Genomic DNA, 16667 nt, shown 5'->3' with positions numbered 1-16667 from the left:
GGGCCGTCGGCGGCGCCCGAGATGCGGACCCGGCGGTCGGCCGCCGCGTCCCCATCGGCACCGCGGCGGTGGCGACCGGCATCGCCACCGCCGCACGGATCAGGGGACGAGGGCTGGGGCGGGCTTCGAGGCCACCGTGCGGTAGATCGCGAAACCGACGCCGACGGCGAGCAGCACGAAGAGCGGTGCGGCCCAGAGCATCCACCAGGAACCGCCCTCCGGCGTGTACACCTCTTCCCGCGGCCAGGCCAGGTTCACCGTCATGGCGATGCCCCAGGCCACCGCGAGCAGGTTGACCGGAATCCCGAAGCGGCCGAGCCCGAACAGCCCTGGCTCGCTCTGCCAGCCGCGGAACCGGCGCACCAGCAGCGGCGTCGTCACCAGCAGGTAGGCCAGGTAGAGGGTGGCGATGCCGACGCTGGCCAGGGTGGCGAAGATGGCCGAGTTGCCCAGGTTCAGCACCAGCAGCGCGATGCCGACGGCGCCGATCACGATGGCGGGCAGCACCGGCGTGCCGTACCGCGGGTGCACCGCGGCCAGCGGCTTGGCGAAGGGCAGCTTGCCGTCCCGCGCCATGGAGAAGAGCAGCCGGGAACCGGCGGTCTGCACGGCCAGCGTGCACACCATGATCGCGACCGCGACGCAGCCGAGCAGCACCGTGCCCGCCGGGCTGTCCAGCTTGGCGGTCAGCACGTAGGCCAGCCCGCCCTCGGCGAGCGCGCCGTCGTCCAGGCTCGGCGCCGCCATCAGCGCGCCGACCAGGATGAGCCCGCCACCGAGCGCGGAGGCGGTGAGCGCGGTGAGGATGGTGCGCGGCGCCACCCGGCGTGGGTCCTTGGTCTCCTCGGAGAGCTCACCGGCCGAGTCGAAGCCGACCATCACGTACGCCGCCATCAGCCCGGAGATCAGGAAGGCCATCCAGTACGGCCCCTCCACCGCCTGCGAGGTGTCGAAGACCACGTCCGGCCCGCGCTCCGCCCCGGTGAAGAAGAGCGCGATGATGGCGAGCACGCCGACGATCTCGATGGTCACGCCGATCGAGTTGATCCGCGCCATCAGGTCGATGCCGATGACATTGATAGTGGTGGTCACCACCAGCAGGACGCTGCCGAGCAGCACCGCGTTCATGGCGCCGTCGTGCGAGGTCAGCGCGGTATCGGTGCCGATGATCTGGAAACCGCTCCAGATGCTCGGCAATACCACCTGCAGTGCGATGGCCGCGGCCGCCGCGGTGACGATCTGCGCGATGATCATCAGCCAGCCCGCGAACCAGCCCACCGCCTCGCCCGCCAGCCGCCGTGACCACTGGTAGATGCAGCCCGAGATGGGGTAGCGGGCGGCCAGCTCGGCGAAGTTCAGCGCCACCAGGAACTGGCCCGCGAAGACCAGCGGCCAGGTCCAGAAGAAGGCCGCGCCGCCGAAGGAGTAGCCGAAGGCGAAGAACTGGAAGATCGTGGTGAGGATGGAGACGAACGAGAAGCCCGCCGCGAACGATGCGTACCGGCCCAGCTTGCGGTGCAGCACCGGTTCGTAGCCGAACGTCGCGAGGTCGGCGCCGTCGCGGGTGTCGGACGGTGGATTCCCGGGGGCGGTGGGTTCCAGGGTGGTGGCCATGATCGGTTCCTTCGGGACGGGCCGAAATATCTATCGAGTGACAGTTTTGACCCGTCGATCGCGTCTCCGGTGACCGCTGTGTATCGCTCCGATCAAGCGCCGTAACGTCTGCGTTGCCTGAGTTTCTGTCGGATGACAGGAATCTCTCCGCGCAGGTCAGCGCGGTGCGAGCCGGACTTGCTCCGGAGCAGTGCCAGAATGGCCCGGTGACGAACCTCGGACCGGGGCGGCCGCGGCTCGAGCAGCGGCGCAGGCACGGGCAGACGCCGCGGGCGGAGATCCTGGACGCCGCAGGCGAGCTCTTCACCACCAAGGGGTACGCGAATACCTCGACCAGGGCGGTCGCCGACGCGGTCGGCATCCGGCAGGCATCGCTCTACCACCACTTCGCCGCCAAGGACGACATCCTGGACGCGCTGCTCGCCGAGACCGTGGCCGGGCCGCTGGAATTCGCCGAGTGGCTGGCCGATTCGCCCGCCCCCGCCGCCGTGCGGCTCTACGCGCTCGCGCTCTTCGACGTGCGCCAGCTGTGTGCCGCGCGCTGGAATCTCGGTGCGCTGTACCTGCTTCCCGAGCTGCGCACCGAGCGGTTCGCCGCCTTCCGGCTGCGCCGGGACGAGCTGCGGGGGCACTACGAGGAGCTGGCCCGGCTGGTCCTCGCCGACCTCGGCGCCGCTCTCGGCGCGGAGGTGCTTCCGTTCCGCTTGGTGGAGACGGTGATCAATATTCGGTCCGACGAGGGGGCGGCGCCGGAGTACGCCGAGCACACGATTCCGGAGGCGGTGCTGCGGGTGCTCGGGGCGGAGGGGGGCGTGCGGGCGGAGGCGGTGGCACTGCTGGAATCGCTCGCGGGGCCGCGGGCGTAGTGCGCGGAATCGGCAACGCGGGAGCGGACAACCAAGACCGCCGACGTCCCCCTACGAGCGGTCGAGCGGTCCGAGGGCGAGCTGGTCCACGTAGGTCAGAGCGGCGGCAGTCGACTCCGGGCGAGCGGGGAGCAGGGGGAGGCGGACGTGGGGGCTCGGGATTCGGCCCTGCGCGGCGAGGACCGCTTTGACGACGGTCGGGTTGGGCTCGGCGAAGAGGGCGCGGGTGAGCGGGACCAGGCGGTTTCCGAGTCGCCTGGCCCGCTCGACGTGGCCCCCGCGCCAGGCGGCGATGAGGTCGGCGTACGGGCGGGCGACGATATTGGCGGAGGCCAGGATCGCGCCGGTGGCGCCGAGGGCGAGGAGCGGGGCGGTGAAGAGGTCGTCTCCGGCGAGGACCGAGGTGTTGTCCGGGAGGTCGGCGAGGAAGGCAAGGGTAGTCTCGTCGATGCCGCCCGTGGAGTGCTTGAAACCGGCGATATCGGGGATGCGGGCGATTCGGCCCAGCGTCTCCGCGCTGAGCGTGCGGCCCGTGCGGTAGGGGATGTTGTAGACGATCAGCGGCACCGGGCTGGCGGCGGCGAGCAGCCGGAAGTGCTCGACCACACCAGCTTCGGATGGCCGGGTGTAGTACGGGACCACCGTGAGCGCGGCGGTGACCCGCGGGTCCAGCGCCGCGACCTGCTCGATCGAGGCGGCGGTGGTATTCGTTCCCGCTCCCGCGATGAGCGGCGCGCCGTGCTCGCCGCAGGCGTTTGCGCAGATGTCGATGACGGTGTCGTGCTCTTCCGGTGTGAGTGCCGCGGCTTCGCCGGTGGTGCCGAGCGCGACCAGCCCGGTGGCGCCGCCGGTCAGCGCGGCGTGCGCGAGTTCTTCCAATGCGGCGGTCGCGAGTTCGCCGGTGGCGGTGAACGGGGTGATCAGCGGGACATACAGGCCGGTGCGGAGCATGAATCGACCATCGCCCGGATCGTTCGTCAGGTCCAGTTCGGATTCCCGACATCGAGCATAAGCTGAACTTATGCTCGATGTCCGCAAACTGCGGCTGCTTCGCGAACTGGCCCACCGGGGCACCATCGCCGCCGTCGCCGAAGCGCTGAACTACACCCCCTCGGCGGTGTCACAACAGCTCACCGCGCTGGAGCGGGAGACGGGGGCGGCCCTGCTCGAGCGCACCGGCCGCCGGGTCACGCTCACCCCCGCCGCCCGCGGGCTGGTCGCGCACACGGAGGAACTCCTCGCGGTGCTGCAGCGCGCCGCCGCCGAACTCGCCGCCACCGAGCTCACCGGCACCCTGCGCATCGGTGTCTTCCCCTCCGCCGTCCCGGCCATTCTGACCCCCGCCATCGTGGCGCTGAGCAGCGCGCACCCCGGGCTCGATCTCATGGTCACCGAGCTCGACCCGGCCTCGGTCCCCGACGCGCTGCGCGGTGAGCGGCTCGATATCGCCCTCGTCCAGGAGTACGACTACGTCCCCGTGGTCCCCGACCCGGGTCTGGAAACCGAACCACTGCTCCGCGAGACCGTCCACCTCGCCGCGCGCTCTGCGCAACCCCTCGCGTCCCACCGCGAGTCCGCGTGGATCGCCGGAACCCCGGGCACCCTCTGCCACGCCCTCACCCTCCGCGCCTGCGAGGCGGCCGGTTTCCCGCCGCGAATCCGGCACCACGCCGACGATTTCGGGGCGGTACTCGCCCTGGTCGCCGCCGGGCAGGGTGTGGCCCTCGTCCCCGACCTCGGCACTGCGAGCGCCCCGGACGGCGTGGTACTCACTCCGCTGCCCATCCAGCGCCGGACGCACCTTGCCTACCGTCGCGGCACCGGCGGTCACCCCGCGATCGCCGCGGCCCGGCGCGCACTCCGGGGCGACCTCCCCACCGAGGAATGAATCGAAAACCCTGCACCGGGTGCAGAGTTTTCCGAACGACACCTACTCCTTGGCCGGTGCGCTCACCCAGGCCAAACCCCACGAATACGCCTCGTCCACCGCCATGTTCAGGAAGAAGGGCGGGCGGGTCGGCGGGGGGATGAAGCGGCCCTCGCGGCGCAGGACCAGGTCGCCCGCGACGTTCTCCAGCATGGCGAGCGCGACCTTGCGGGAGTTGTCGGTGCAGCCCCCGACGCTGAGTTCGATGGGGGCGCCGTGCACCGGGTGCAGGGTGGCGGTGGCGGTGACGCCGCGGAAGTCGTCGGCGCCCTCGTAGACCGAGGCGAAGACCAGGATGCGGCGGAAGTCGGGGGTGTGGTCCAGGTCGATGAGCAGGTTCTCGCCGTCCGGGCGGCCGGTGCGGTCGTCGGTGTCGAGTTTCAGGAACGGGGGGCCGGCGAGGCTGCCGAACTCGCCGAGGGCGTGCACGATGCCCTTGCTGCCGTCGTTCAGCTCCCACAGGCAGCACAGGTCCAGGTCGAGGGGGCGGTCGGGGGCGCCGCGGCCCGCGATGCCGCGGATCGCCGGGATGGACCAGCTCAGGTTGATCCTGAGCAGCCCGGAGGTGGCGCCGACGCTGGTCAGCGACAGGGTCGGGAGTTCCTCGGTCACCTTGTCCGGCGGGGGCGAGTAGGGCGCGTTCGCGCGCGGGTCGACCGCCGTCGGATGCGGTGCCCGCGAATTCGGGTTGACCAGTGTCGGGTGCGGTGCACCGCGGACCGGGGCCGGATTCGGCAGTGTCGGCGCGGTTCGTGCCGGAACCGAAAATGGCTGTGCCGACGCCGGATCACCCGTTACGGGATACTGCTGAGCAGGCGCGGGGCGCTGCTCCGCAGCTGCCTGCCGCACCCCGGAAGGCTCGGCTCCGGAATCGACCTTCGGTGTGTCCTCGTCCACCGAGACCCCGTGCGCCACGACCAGCCCCGCCAGCCCGGAGGTGTACCCCTGCCCGACCGCACGGAACCTCCACCCGCCCCCGCGCCGGTACAGCTCCCCGGCGACCAGCGCGTTCTCCGCGTCGGCCCGGCATTCGAAGGCCGCGACCTCGGCCCCGGTGGTGGAGTCGAGCACCCGCGCGGTGAGTGCACCGAGCGGTTCGTCTCCGGCGACGGCGATCACGATGGAATCGACCGCGTCCTCGATCCGGGAGAGATCCGCGACCAGCATGTGCTCGCGCTCGTAGTGCACCGCACCGGAGGGGTGCGCGGGCTGGTTGAAGAACACGAAATCGGCGTCGCTGCGCACCCGCCCCCCGGCCAGCAACAGCGCGGCGACATCCGGCGCCGCGGATACCTCGATCCGCAACACCGAGGTCGGCACCGCGACATTGGCGCCCTTCTTCATCGACACTTCAGCCTCCGCGTCTCGCTCCGCACCAGGTATACCGGTCAGCGGGCGGGCGGTGCCAGGCGCCAGTGCCGTTGTAATGCGGTTGCGATCTCCGGCAGCACGGTGATGGGGATGCGCTTCTCCCGCAGCAGCTGCCGCAGCTGCCGCACCTGCTCGCGTTTGCGCATCTCGTAGGCATTGCCCACCGGCCGCACCACCGGCGGGATGGAGAGCAGCACCAGCTCGGCGTCGCCGGTCAGATCCAGCGCCAGCGCCCAGCGGGCCCGCTCGTCCAGGGCGAACCGCCCGCCGACCACCCGTTCCCACGACAGCGGCTCCGCCGACCATGGTGTGCGCCGCTCGATCCCGCGCTCACCGAGCACCACCGCGTCCCGCCGGAACAGCGCCACCAGCACCGCGATCCCGAACACCCCGCCGAGCAGCACCCCGGTGACCACCCGGTGCACGCCGAAGAGCGCGACCACCGCGGCGCAGGGCGCCGCCGTCACCAGTACCGCCGCCACCGCGTACAGCGCGATCCTGGACCCGGGGACCACCCCGGCCCGCACCGGGCCAGGGCGCTCCGTCGCCACCGCGTCGTCCATCACGCGGAGAGGCAGACCGCGGCCTCGGCGGTGTACACCAGGAACTGGATGCTCTGCTGGAAGTACAACCGCACCGACTCCGCGTCGTGGCTCAGGTAGCCGATGGCGAGATCCTGGCCGATGCGCAGGTCGAAATCGCCGCCGCGGCAGGTGAGCACGATCGCGCCGCCGATGGCCGGGGCCCAGATGATCTCGCCCTCCGGCAGCAGCCGCTCGATGTGCGTGCGGATCGGGTGGCCGTGGTCGGAGGTCTCCGAGACCTCGGTGTAGAGGTCGGCGCTGAGCAGCACCGAGTACGGCCCGTCGACCCCGGCCAGCCGCAGCGCGGAGAGCGCCTGTGCCACGGCCTCCGGCACCAGTCGGGTGTCGGTGGGCAGCCCGATCGGCCGATTCGAGGCACTGGCCCTGATGCCCTTGATGCCCGCGGCGGGATAGCCCTCGAAGACCGCGCGGTCCTCGGCGAAGGCGATCTTGCGCGCGGCGTCCTTGACCGCGTCCAGGTCGGTGTCCTGCGATCCGCGCTCGACATTGTCCAGCTCCTCGCGGGAGAGCGTGAACGGCACCCGCAGCTCCACCAGCGGCGCCACCACCCGCTGCCGCGCCTCGACGCCCTGGTCCGGCGCGGCGATCGGGGTGGTGCGGCCGAGCCCCACCGCGGAGTAGTCCACCCCGAACGGCCCGGAGACATCCACCACGCGGCGCCCGGCGATGTGCCGTTTGAAGGTGCGCTTCGCCTCCTCCTCGATCTGCGCCCAGGCCTCGGGCGTGATCGGCGCTAGTTCGCGGTGCAGGTTGTTCATCGGTTGGTGCTCCTTTTCAGCGTGCCGATTCCCAGCGAGCCGTCGGCCGATCGCTCGGCGGCGGGCGCCGCGGGCTGCTCCGGCGGATCGGGCAGGTCGTCGAAGAAGTCGTTCGGCGGCGTGAAGAACAGCGTGCCGGTGACCGCGACGGAGAAATCCAGGATGCGGTCGTAGGCGGCGTCGGGCGTGCCGGTGAACATGCGCTCCAGCATGCGTTCGGTAACGCTCGGCGTGGCCGCGTAGCCGACGAAGTAGGTGCCGAACTCGCCGTCCTTGACGCTGCCGAAGGGCATGTTGGCGCGCAGGATCTGCCGCTCGGTGCCGTCCGCGTCGACGATCGTGTTCACCGCGACGTGCGAGTCCGGCGGCTTGACGTCGTCGGCCAGCTCGAAGTCGTCCAGCTTGCTGCGGCCGATCACCTTCTCCTGCTCCGGCACCGGCAGCGCCCGCCACTTGTCCATGGGGTGCACGTACTTCTGCACGATGACGTAGCTGCCGCCGGCGAAATCCGGGTCCTCGTCGCCGATCAGCGCCGTGCGCCCGGCGTCGGACTGCGGGGTGGCGCCCTCCGGGTTCTCGGTGCCGTCCACGAAGCCGAGCAGGTCGCGCTGCTCGAAGTAGCGGAAGCCGACGGTCTCGTCCACGATCCGCACCGCGTCGCCGAGCCGGTCGCCGATCGCCATGGCCAGCTCGAAGCAGGCGTCGTGCACCTCGGCCTTGATGTGGAACAGCAGGTCGCCAGGGGTGCCCGGCGCGCTGTGCACCTCGCCCTTGAACTCGCGGAACTCGTGCAGCTCGGCCGGGCGCGGCCCGGCGAAGAGCCGGTCCCACGCCGCCGACCCGATGGAGGCGACGCAGGTCAGCCCGGCGCCGGGCAGCCGGAAGCCGACCGAGCGGCGGAGCCCGGGCAGGTCGGCGAGCAGGTCGCGGACCACCGGTTCGCCCCCCTCGGCGATCGTGGCGACGAGGAAGATGGCGGCCGGTGTGAGCGGTTCGAGGATCGGCTGCGGCTCACCCATGCCGGAAAGCCTAGATCGTCGGCGCGCTCACGACTTCGCGACGGTCAGCAGAAACGCCACATCATCCACAGCCTTCACGCTGTGCCGCGCCTTGGGGACAACCAGCAGATCGCCTGCCGAGCCCTTCCACTCGGTGGTGCCGCTGATCAGGATGAGCGTGCCGCTGATGACCTGCAGCGTCGCCTCCCCGGCATTGTCGTGCTCGGCCAGGCTCTGCCCCGCGGTGAGCGCGACGACGGTCTGCCGCAGGGCGTTGGCGTGACCGCCGAAGAGGGTCTGGGAGCTCCGGCCGCTGGTCGCGGTGGCCGCGAGCTTCAGTTGCTGCCGGGCCACCGCGGTGAGCGATTTCTTGTCCATGACAACCTTTCGCGCCGACCTCGGCCGGGCTGTGGCTGAGGTCACAGGTGCTGATGAACCGAAGTATGCCCGACGCCGCGCGGCGATATGCCGGGTTCAGCGCTCCGCACGCCGATACCGGCGGATGCGGTAGCGGATGCCGGTGCTCGACGCCTGCCAGGCCGGGTCGTCGGCCGCCCACTCCGGGCCGAGCGCGGGGGCGAAGCTGTCGCCCTCGACGGCCAGCTCGACCTCGGTGACGGCGAGGTCGGTGGCGGCGGCGAGCGCCTCGCGATAGATCTCGGCGCCGCCGATCACCCAAACCGTCCCGGTTCCGGCCAGCGCCAGCGCGGCCGGGACCGAGGTGGCGGACTCGGCGCCCGCGGCGCACCACCCGGGCTGCCTGGTGACGACGATATTGCGGCGGCCGGGCAGCGGGCGGAACCGCGCGGGCAGCGAGTCCCAGGTGCGGCGGCCCATGACGACCGGGTGGTCCGCGGTGGTCGCCCTGAAGTGCGCGACGTCCTCCGGCACCCGCCACGGAATGCCGTTGTCCCTGCCGATCACCCCGGCCGGGGTCTGCGCCCAGATCAGCCCGACGGTCCGGGCGGTCACACCGCCACCGGCGCCTTGATGGCCGGGTGGTGCCGGTACCCCAGGATCTCGACATCCTCGTAGTCGTAGCCGAAGAGCGAATCGGCCCTGCGCAGCCGCAGCTCGGGGAAGGGGTAGGGGTCGCGGCCGAGCTGCTCGGTGACCTGTTCGACGTGGTTGTCGTAGATGTGGCAGTCGCCGCCGGTCCAGACGAACTCGCCGACGCCGAGCCCGGCCTGCTGCGCCACCATGTGCGTGAGCAGCGAGTACGAGGCGATATTGAAGGGGACGCCGAGGAAGAGGTCGGCGCTGCGCTGGTACAGCTGGCAGGAGAGCTTGCCGTCCGCGACGTAGAACTGGAACAGCGCGTGGCACGGCGCGAGCGCCATCTTGTCCAGCTCGGCGACGTTCCACGCGGAGACCAGCATGCGCCGGGAATCCGGGTCGGTGCGCAAAGTCTCCAGCACGCCGGTGATCTGGTCGATGTGGCGGCCGTCGGGGGTGGGCCACGACCGCCACTGCACGCCGTAGACCGGGCCCAGATCGCCGTCCGGGCCTGCCCAGTCGTCCCAGATCTTCACCCCGCGCTCCTGCAGCCACCGGGCGTTGGAGTCGCCGCGGAGGAACCAGAGCAGTTCGTAGACCACCGACTTGAGGTGCACGCGCTTGGTGGTGACCAGCGGGAAGCCGGAGTTCAGGTCGTAGCGCAGCTGGTGGCCGAACACGCTGCGGGTGCCGGTGCCGGTGCGGTCGCCCTTGGCGGTTCCGGTGCTCAGGACCAGGCGCAGCAGGTCCTCGTACTGGGTGTCCGGCGCAGTCGTCACACGTCGACTCTAGTCTCGGCGCATGCGGACGCTCTACGTGATCGGAATCGGCGCCGGCCATCCGGACCAGGTGACCCTGCAGGCCGTCGCGGCCATCGGGCGGGTGGACACCTTCTTCGTCATCGGCAAGGGCGAGGAGAAGCGGGAACTGCTCGACCTGCGCGCCACCATCCTCGACCGGCACGCCGGGGCGGGGCACCGGGTGGTCGAGGTGCAGGACCCCCCGCGCGACCGCGACCCCGGCGATTACCGCGGCGCGGTCGAGGACTGGCACCGCCGCCGCGCCGCGCTGCTCGCCGCCGAGTTCGCGGCGGTCGACGGGGTCGGGGGCATCCTGGTCTGGGGCGACCCCGCGCTCTACGACAGCACGCTGCGGCTAGTCGAGACCATTCGCGGCACGCAGGATTTCGAGTACACCGTGATCCCCGGCATCACCAGCCCGCAGGCGCTGGCGGCGGCGCACCGCACGGTGCTGCACGGCATCGGCCAGCCGGTGCACATCACCACCGGCCGCAGGCTCCGCGCCGAGGGGCTCGGCAACGACCCGACGCTGGTCATGCTGGACGGCGACTGCGCGTGGACCACCGTGCCGCCGGACGACGTGCACATCTGGTGGGGCGCCTACCTCGGCATGCCGGACGAGGAGCTGATCGAGGGCCCGCTCGCCGAGGTGGGCCCGCGCATCGTCGCCCGCCGCGCCGAGCTGCGCGCGGCCAAGGGCTGGATCATGGACATCTACCTGCTCCGCCGCGCCACCGAGGTGCCCCCGCTGGTGATCGCGCTGCCCACCGAGGACCGCCGCCGCGCCGTCGCCTTCTACCGCGACGCCCTCGGCCTCGAGCCCTTCGGCGACCTCGCCGGCGACGGCGTGCCCGAGCCCCTGCAGTACCGCCTCGACGCCCGCACCACCCTCATGCTCGTCCCCACCGGCGGTTTCGGCTGGGTGCTCGGCGACCGCTCGGTCGCCACCCCCGGCACCAGCGAATGCCTCCTCGGCCTCGCCCTCCGCACCGAGGCCGAGGTCATCGCCGCCACCGACCGCGCCTGCGCCGCGGGCGCCACCGTCATCACCGCCCCCGCCACCCAGCCCTGGGGCTTCACCGCCACCTTCGCCGACCCCGACGGCCACGTCTGGCAGCTGACGGTGCCGAGTTGATTCCCGCACCTGTCGGCCCTCGCCGGTAACCTGGCGATGTGCCCGAACTGCCGGAGATCGAGGCGCTGGCGCAGTTCCTGCGGGAGCATGCGACCGGTGCCGTGGTCGGGCGGATCGATATTGCGGCGCTGAGCGCGGTGAAGACCTTCGAGCCGCCGATCACGGCGCTGTCCGGGCGGGATGTGACCGGGGCGGGGCGGTTCGGCAAGTTCCTCGGGCTCGATTGCGGCGGGTTGTGGCTGCTCACGCATCTGTCCAGGGGCGGCTGGCTGCGCTGGATCGACGAGCCGAGTCCGAACCCGCCGAAGCCGGGGCGGGGGCCGCTGGCGCTGCGGGTGCACTTCTTCACCCCGGCGGGGGCGACGCCTGCCTTCGACCTCACCGAGGCGGGCACCAAGAAGCGGCTCGCGGTGTACGTGGTGGACGATCCGCAGCAGGTGCCCGGCATCGCCAGGCTCGGCCCGGACGCGCTGGCGCTCACCGAGGAGGAGTTCGGCGCGCTCCTGCGCGGCACCTCGCAGCGGATCAAGACCGCCATCGTGGACCAGACGCTGCTCGCCGGCATCGGCAATGCCTACTCGGACGAGATTTTACACACCGCCAAGGTCTCGCCGTTCGCCAATACCAAGACGCTGCCGGAGGCGAAGACGGCCGAGCTGTACGCGGCCATGCGCGCGGTGCTCACCGACGCGGTGCGGCGCTCGGTGGGGCAGGACGCTGCCCGGCTGAAGGGCGAGAAGCGCTCGGGGATGCGGGTGCACGCGCGCACCGGCGAAGCCTGCCCGGTCTGCGGCGACACCGTGCGCGAGGTCTCCTACGTGGACCGCTCGTTCCAGTACTGCCCCACCTGCCAGACCGGCGGCCGAACCCTGGCCGACCGCCGGATGTCCCGGCTGCTCAAGTGAGGCTCGGCACCCCGACGCCCTGCCAGGCCAGCCGCTTGGTCGGCTCCGGATCGTGCTCGACCCGGGTCGGGTCGTCGATGATCAGGGTGCTGCGCTGCTGCTCGGTGTAGCGCGGCCAGGAGGGCAGCGGCGTCCCGGTCCGGGCGAACTCCACCCAGTTGTCCTGGAACTGCCTGGTGACGGCGCGCAGCCCGCTGCCGCCGCCCGCCGCTGTGAGGGCACGGCCGAGCGGGCCGTCGCCGCCGCCGAAGACCGGGATGAGGTCGGAGGCGTGGGTGGCGCCGAGCCCGGCCAGGTGCAGGGCGCGCGGCGCGAAGTCGTAGCGGTAGGCGTAGGTCGGGGCGTGCCTGCTGTGCCCGGCCATCACCCGCAGCGACGGGCGCCAGAAGACGTAGTCGCCGCCTGCCCTCACCGCGACCCGCGGGTTGTCCGCGAAGCCGGGGTAGGCGGCGGCGATCCGCTCCTGGTCGGCGCCGACCGACTCCAGCGCGGAGCGCAGCCGGTCCGGGGTGGTCGGCAGCTCGTCGGCGAACTTGGCGAAGAGCGTGCCCTCGTCCCGGTTGGTGCCGATGATCAGCGGCACCCGGTGCGCGCTGCCCTCCTCGATGGCCTGCACCGGAGGGAGCGGCAGGTACTCGCCGTCGACGACCGGGGAGGTGGGGAAGAGGCCGCGGCGCTCGTGTACCACCCGGCGCGCGACCCGGTTGAAGGCGCGGCGCAGCTCGTGCCCGTCGATCGTGCCGAGCTCCTTGTTCGCGGCCTCCGGCGCGATGCCGAGCTCGTCCAGGCAGCGGCGGGCGAAGGTGCGGGCATCCTCGGCGGTCATCGCCCAGTCGGCGGGCGGGCTCTGCGAGATGGCGCGGTGGAAGAGGCCACCGGCCTCGGGAGTGCCGAGCAGCGCGAGCACGGCGTGCGCGCCCGCGGATTCGCCGAAGATCGTGACATTGCCCGGGTCGCCGCCGAAGGCGGCGATATTGTCGCGCACCCAGCGCAGCGCGGCCACCTGGTCGCGCAGCCCCAGATTGCTCTCGTAGGCCCGGCTCGCGCTGCTGTACTCGCCGAAGTCCACGTAGCCGAAGACGCCGAGCCGGTAGTTCAGCGAGACCACGATGGCGTCGCCGCGCTGGGCCAGCCTGGCGCCGGAGTAGAGCCCGAGCGCCGAGGTGCCGAAGAGGTACCCGCCGCCGTGGATGAAGACCAGCACCGGCCGCGGCGACGCGGACGCCCGCGCGGGCACCGTGACATTGAGTGTCAGCGAATCCTCGCTGGTCGGCTGGTACCCGCGCGGGCCGATCCGAGCGCCCTCGCGGTGCTGCATGGCCGCGTTGCCGAACTCGGTCGCGTCCCGGACGCCGGACCATGGCTGCACCGGCTGCGGCGCGCGGAAGCGCTGGTCGCCGACGGGCGGGGCCGCGTACGGAATCGATCGCCAGCGCAGTACGCGACGACCGCGACGACCGCGGACGACTCCGTCGGCGATCGTGATGTCTGTCGTTGCCACCATGCCCCGATGGTATCCAGCGCGGGCGCTTGCCGACAGGGGTAACCGGAACCAGCGGTACCGTTGAGCCCATCGGCACCGAGTGCCAGCGCTACCGCCGCGCCTCCAGCAACCGCAGCCAGAACTCGCTGACCGCGGGGAACGCCGGGACCGCGTGCCACAGCGTCGCGAGCGGTACCCGGCCGACCACGGCGATGGTCGCCGCGTGCAGCTGCTCGCCGACATCCGGGCCGACGAAGGTGGCGCCGACCAGGGTGTCGGTGCTCTCGTCGATCACCAGCTTGGCGTGCCCGGCGTAGTCGTCCCTGGCCAGCGCGGAACCCGCCACCGCGATATCCAGCTCGACCGCGGAGACGGTGAGCCCGCGCTCCCTGGCCGCGGCCTCGGTGAGCCCGACCGCCGCCACCTCCGGATCGGTGTAGACCACCTGCGGCGCGAGATCGTGGTCGGCGAGCGCGGTGTAGCGGGCGCTGTCCAGCGGGCGGCGCTCCGCGCGGGCGGCGATCACATCGCCCGCCACCCTGGCCTGGTACTTGCCCATGTGCGTGAGCGCGACCCGGTGGTTCACATCGCCCACCGCGTACAGCCACTCGCCGGGCACACCGGCGACGGTGAGGTGGTCGTCGACCGCGAGGTAGCCGGGCTCCAGCCCGACGGTCGCCAGCCCGAGGTCGCCGGTGTGCGGGGCGCGGCCCGCCGCCACCAGGATCTCGTCGGCCTCGACGGTCCCGGTACCCAGCTCGACCGTGACCGGGCCGCCGTGGATCCGGCCCTCGCCGGTGTCGGCGGCCGCCGGCCGGTGCACCCGCTCGGGCTGCGCGCCGAAGCGGATCTCGACCCGCCCGGTGCCGGTGAGCGCGGCCGCGACCCGCTCGCCCGCGAACGGTTCGTTACCGGCGAGCAGCGCCCGCCCGCGCACCAGCAGCGTGACCCGCGCGCCGAGCGCGGCCAGCCAGGTCGCGGCCTCGCAGGCCACCACGCCGCCGCCGATGATGGCGATGTGGCCGGGGATCTCGGTGACGGCGGTGGCATCGCGCGAGGTCCAGGGCAGCGCGGCGCGCAGGCCCGGCACGTCGGGGACGGCGGCGGTGGTGCCGGTGGCCAGCACGACGGCGTGCCTGGCGCGCAGGGTGCGGCCCTCCACCTCGACGGCGCGCTCGCCCGCGAGCCGCCCGTGCCCGCGGACCACCGTGATCCGGTTGTCCTCGGCCCAGTCGACCTGGGAGCAGTCGTCGTGGCCGCGGTCGTCGCGGTGCGTGAAGGAGTCGCGGCGGGCCAGCACCGCGGCCACGTCGAGGCCGTCGGCGGTGACGCCGGGCATGGCCCTGGCGGCGGCGAGCACGTGGCCGGGGCGGAGCAGCGCCTTGCTGGGAATGCAGGCCCAGTAGGAGCACTCGCCGCCGACCAGTTCGCGCTCGACCAGCGCGGCGGTGCGATCGCTGCCCGCGATGGCGTAGGCGGCGGCGTTCTCGCCGGCCGGCCCGGCCCCGATCACGATGACGTCGAATTCGTCGGTCACGGCTACTGGAGGTAGTTCTCGACCTGGCCGGGCGAGTTGACCGCGGCGTCGTCCGGGGATTCGCCCGCGTCCAGCCGGGCCCGGCGCTGCCGCAGCAGGTCCCAGCACTGGTCGAGGGTGACCTCGAGCTCGGCGAGCTTGCGGCGCTCGGTCTCCGGATCGCTCTCCCGGTTCTCGGCCTGCGACCGGAGCTCGTGCTCCCGGTCGACCAGCTCACGGATACGGGCCAGGAGGTCCTGTTCGCTCATGCCGCCCATGCTACGACCGCCGCAGGCACTCGCCCGCTATCCGAGCGGCGACGGCGAGCTCCGATTCGCTCGCCGCGGAGTAGCCGAGCGCGACGCCGAAGCGGTGCCGTTCCCCGAGGTGGTGTCTGGCCAGGCCGTCGAAGAGCACGCCGCGCGCCGCGGCGGCCCGCACCGCCGCGTGTTCGGCCGCGGCGCCGGGCAGCGGGACCACGAGGTGCGAGCCAGCGTCGTCGCCGAGCACCTCGAGCCCGGTGAGGTGGTCGAGCAGCAGCGCGCGGCGGGCGGGCATGACCCGGCGCAGTTTGCGCAGGTGCCCGGCGAGGTCGCCGTGTGCGGCGAGCTCGGCCAGGACCAGCTGGCCCGCAGGCGACGGCGCGGTGCCGGTGCGGTCCCGGTGCGCGAGCACCGCGGCGGCCACCTCGGGCGCGGCGACCAGCCAGCCCGCGCCGAGCGTGGGGGAGAGGATCTTGCTGGTGGTGCCGAGGTGCACCACCACGTCCGGGGCCAGCGCGGCGAGCAGCGGCAGCGGGGCGGTGTCGTAGCGGAGCTCGCCGTCGTAGTCGTCCTCCAGCACCAGGAAGCGGCGCTCGCGGGCCAGGTCGACCAGGTGCACCCGGCGCTCGGCACTCATCCGGCTACCGAGCGGGAACTGGTGCGCGGGGGTGCAGTAGACCGCCGCGACGCCGTCCGGTATCAGGTCGACGCGCAGCCCGCCGTCGTCCACCGGCACCGGGAGCACCCGCAGCCCGGCGGCCAGGAAGCCGCCGACCGCGCGCTGGTAGCCGGGATCCTCCACGGCCACCGCCGCGCCCGGCGGCAGCGCCGCGGCCGCGATCTCGGCGACCGCGGCGCCGGTGCCGGTGGTCGCCAGCACGGTGACCTCAGGGCCAGCGGCCAGTCCGCGGTGGCGCAGCAGGTGCTCGGCGACGGCGGCGCGGTAGGCGGGCTCGCCCGCCCGGTCGCGCCGGGTGGCGGGCAGCCGGTCGGCGGCGGCGCGCCAGGCCCGGCGCCAGGCGGCCCGGTCGATGACGGTGGCGCAGGGTGCGCCCGGTGCGAGGTCGATCAACCCGCTGTGTGCGGTGTCGGACGGCAGCGGCGCCGGGGCCGCGGGCGCCGCGGCGGGTGCGGCGAGCAGGTAGGTGCCCGAGCCCGGCCGCCCGCCCAGCCAGCCCTCGGCGTGCAGGCGGTCGTAGGCCGCGGCGACCACCGTCCGGCTCACCCCGAGCCGGGCCGCGAGTGCGCGGGAGGAAGGCAGCCGGTCGCCCCGGCGCAGCAGCCCGGAGCCCGCCGCGCGGCGCAGGCCGTCCGCGACCTGCACGGCGAGCGGGACCGCGCTCGCCCGATCGAAGGTGAGTGGCAACTCGTCGGCAGGGGTTGTCACGGGGTGCAGTCCTTGCTGTGGTCCGGGGCCACGGTCGTGCGGC

The 16667-nt window shown here is 72.7% G+C and carries 17 protein-coding genes and 1 pseudogene; 5 read left to right on the top strand and 13 right to left on the bottom strand.

The genetic code is table 11. The annotated features are described in order from the left end of the window. Positions 1–99: 99 nt before the first annotated feature. Entirely contained in the window at positions 100–1614 is a 1515-nt protein-coding gene (locus NH2_RS13680; protein WP_067653281.1) for an amino acid permease, read from the bottom strand. A gap of 206 nt (positions 1615–1820) precedes the next feature. Between NH2_RS13680 and NH2_RS13675 the strand changes: the two genes are divergently transcribed. Then, positions 1821–2480 (top strand): TetR/AcrR family transcriptional regulator, encoded by a 660-nt coding sequence (locus NH2_RS13675; protein ID WP_067653279.1) that lies wholly within the window; start codon positions 1821–1823, stop codon positions 2478–2480. 51 nt (positions 2481–2531) lie between these two features. Here NH2_RS13675 and dapA read toward each other — a convergent pair whose 3' ends face one another. Then, the gene (dapA, locus tag NH2_RS13670) at positions 2532–3431 is read right to left on the bottom strand and encodes a 4-hydroxy-tetrahydrodipicolinate synthase (RefSeq protein WP_067653277.1); all 900 of its coding nucleotides are present in this window, start codon (positions 3429–3431) and stop codon (positions 2532–2534) included. A 70-nt stretch (positions 3432–3501) separates the two neighbouring features. Here dapA and NH2_RS13665 point away from each other — a divergent pair, with 70 nt between their 5' ends. Beyond that, positions 3502–4368, top strand: coding sequence for a LysR family transcriptional regulator (locus NH2_RS13665; protein ID WP_067653275.1), 867 nt, complete (start codon positions 3502–3504; stop codon positions 4366–4368). Positions 4369–4410: 42 nt separating this feature from the next. Here the strand turns inward: NH2_RS13665 and NH2_RS13660 are convergent, their stop codons facing one another. The 7 genes from NH2_RS13660 to NH2_RS13630 all read right to left on the bottom strand — a co-directional run bounded on the left by NH2_RS13660 (position 4411) and on the right by NH2_RS13630 (position 9914). Then, positions 4411–5751, bottom strand: coding sequence for a TerD family protein (locus tag NH2_RS13660; protein ID WP_084505547.1), 1341 nt, complete (start codon positions 5749–5751; stop codon positions 4411–4413). Between the two features lie 44 nt (positions 5752–5795). Next, a complete protein-coding gene (locus NH2_RS13655; protein WP_067653271.1) occupies positions 5796–6341 on the bottom strand; it encodes a hypothetical protein in 546 nt (181 codons plus the stop codon). Next, the gene (locus tag NH2_RS13650) at positions 6341–7141 is read right to left on the bottom strand and encodes a family 1 encapsulin nanocompartment shell protein (protein WP_067653269.1); all 801 of its coding nucleotides are present in this window, start codon (positions 7139–7141) and stop codon (positions 6341–6343) included. Before NH2_RS13650 ends, NH2_RS13655 begins: the two co-directional genes overlap by 1 nt. Next, entirely contained in the window at positions 7138–8160 is a 1023-nt protein-coding gene (locus NH2_RS13645; protein WP_067653267.1) for a Dyp-type peroxidase, read from the bottom strand. The genes NH2_RS13650 and NH2_RS13645 overlap by 4 nt, the downstream gene beginning before the upstream one ends. A gap of 27 nt (positions 8161–8187) precedes the next feature. Then, positions 8188–8517, bottom strand: coding sequence for a cupin domain-containing protein (locus tag NH2_RS13640; protein WP_067653266.1), 330 nt, complete (start codon positions 8515–8517; stop codon positions 8188–8190). A gap of 96 nt (positions 8518–8613) precedes the next feature. Continuing rightward, entirely contained in the window at positions 8614–9111 is a 498-nt protein-coding gene (locus tag NH2_RS13635) for a dihydrofolate reductase (protein ID WP_067653264.1), read from the bottom strand. Continuing rightward, positions 9108–9914: a thymidylate synthase gene (locus tag NH2_RS13630; RefSeq protein ID WP_067653262.1), complete on the bottom strand. Its 807-nt coding sequence runs from the start codon at positions 9912–9914 to the stop codon at positions 9108–9110. Before NH2_RS13630 ends, NH2_RS13635 begins: the two co-directional genes overlap by 4 nt. Positions 9915–9936: 22 nt before the next feature. Here NH2_RS13630 and cobF point away from each other — a divergent pair. The 3 genes and pseudogenes from cobF to NH2_RS13620 all read left to right on the top strand — a co-directional run. Continuing rightward, positions 9937–10665: pseudogene (cobF, locus tag NH2_RS29820) on the top strand (precorrin-6A synthase (deacetylating)); the annotation flags it as partial. Next, positions 10642–11070, top strand: coding sequence for a VOC family protein (locus NH2_RS29815; protein ID WP_245650575.1), 429 nt, complete (start codon positions 10642–10644; stop codon positions 11068–11070). The pseudogene cobF and the gene NH2_RS29815, both read left to right, overlap by 24 nt. Before the next feature lie 38 nt (positions 11071–11108). After that, entirely contained in the window at positions 11109–11975 is an 867-nt protein-coding gene (locus tag NH2_RS13620; protein ID WP_067653260.1) for an Fpg/Nei family DNA glycosylase, read from the top strand. Here NH2_RS13620 and NH2_RS13615 read toward each other — a convergent pair. The 4 genes from NH2_RS13615 to NH2_RS13600 form a co-directional block, all read right to left on the bottom strand. After that, positions 11968–13479, bottom strand: coding sequence for a carboxylesterase/lipase family protein (locus NH2_RS13615; protein ID WP_067653258.1), 1512 nt, complete (start codon positions 13477–13479; stop codon positions 11968–11970). The genes NH2_RS13620 and NH2_RS13615 overlap by 8 nt on opposite strands. A gap of 88 nt (positions 13480–13567) precedes the next feature. Beyond that, positions 13568–14995 (bottom strand): dihydrolipoyl dehydrogenase family protein, encoded by a 1428-nt coding sequence (locus tag NH2_RS13610; RefSeq protein ID WP_067653256.1) that lies wholly within the window; start codon positions 14993–14995, stop codon positions 13568–13570. Between the two features lie 2 nt (positions 14996–14997). Continuing rightward, positions 14998–15243 (bottom strand): DUF2630 family protein, encoded by a 246-nt coding sequence (locus NH2_RS13605; protein WP_067653624.1) that lies wholly within the window; start codon positions 15241–15243, stop codon positions 14998–15000. Positions 15244–15253: 10 nt separating this feature from the next. Continuing rightward, positions 15254–16624, bottom strand: a complete 1371-nt coding sequence (locus NH2_RS13600; protein ID WP_067653254.1) for an aminotransferase-like domain-containing protein — start codon at positions 16622–16624, stop codon at positions 15254–15256. Between the last annotated feature and the right edge of the window lie 43 nt (positions 16625–16667).

This window comes from Nocardia harenae NBRC 108248, from assembly GCF_001612885.1.
In the GTDB taxonomy this organism is placed as follows: domain Bacteria; phylum Actinomycetota; class Actinomycetes; order Mycobacteriales; family Mycobacteriaceae; genus Nocardia; species Nocardia harenae.
This window is presented reverse-complemented; position numbering and strand designations above follow the sequence as displayed.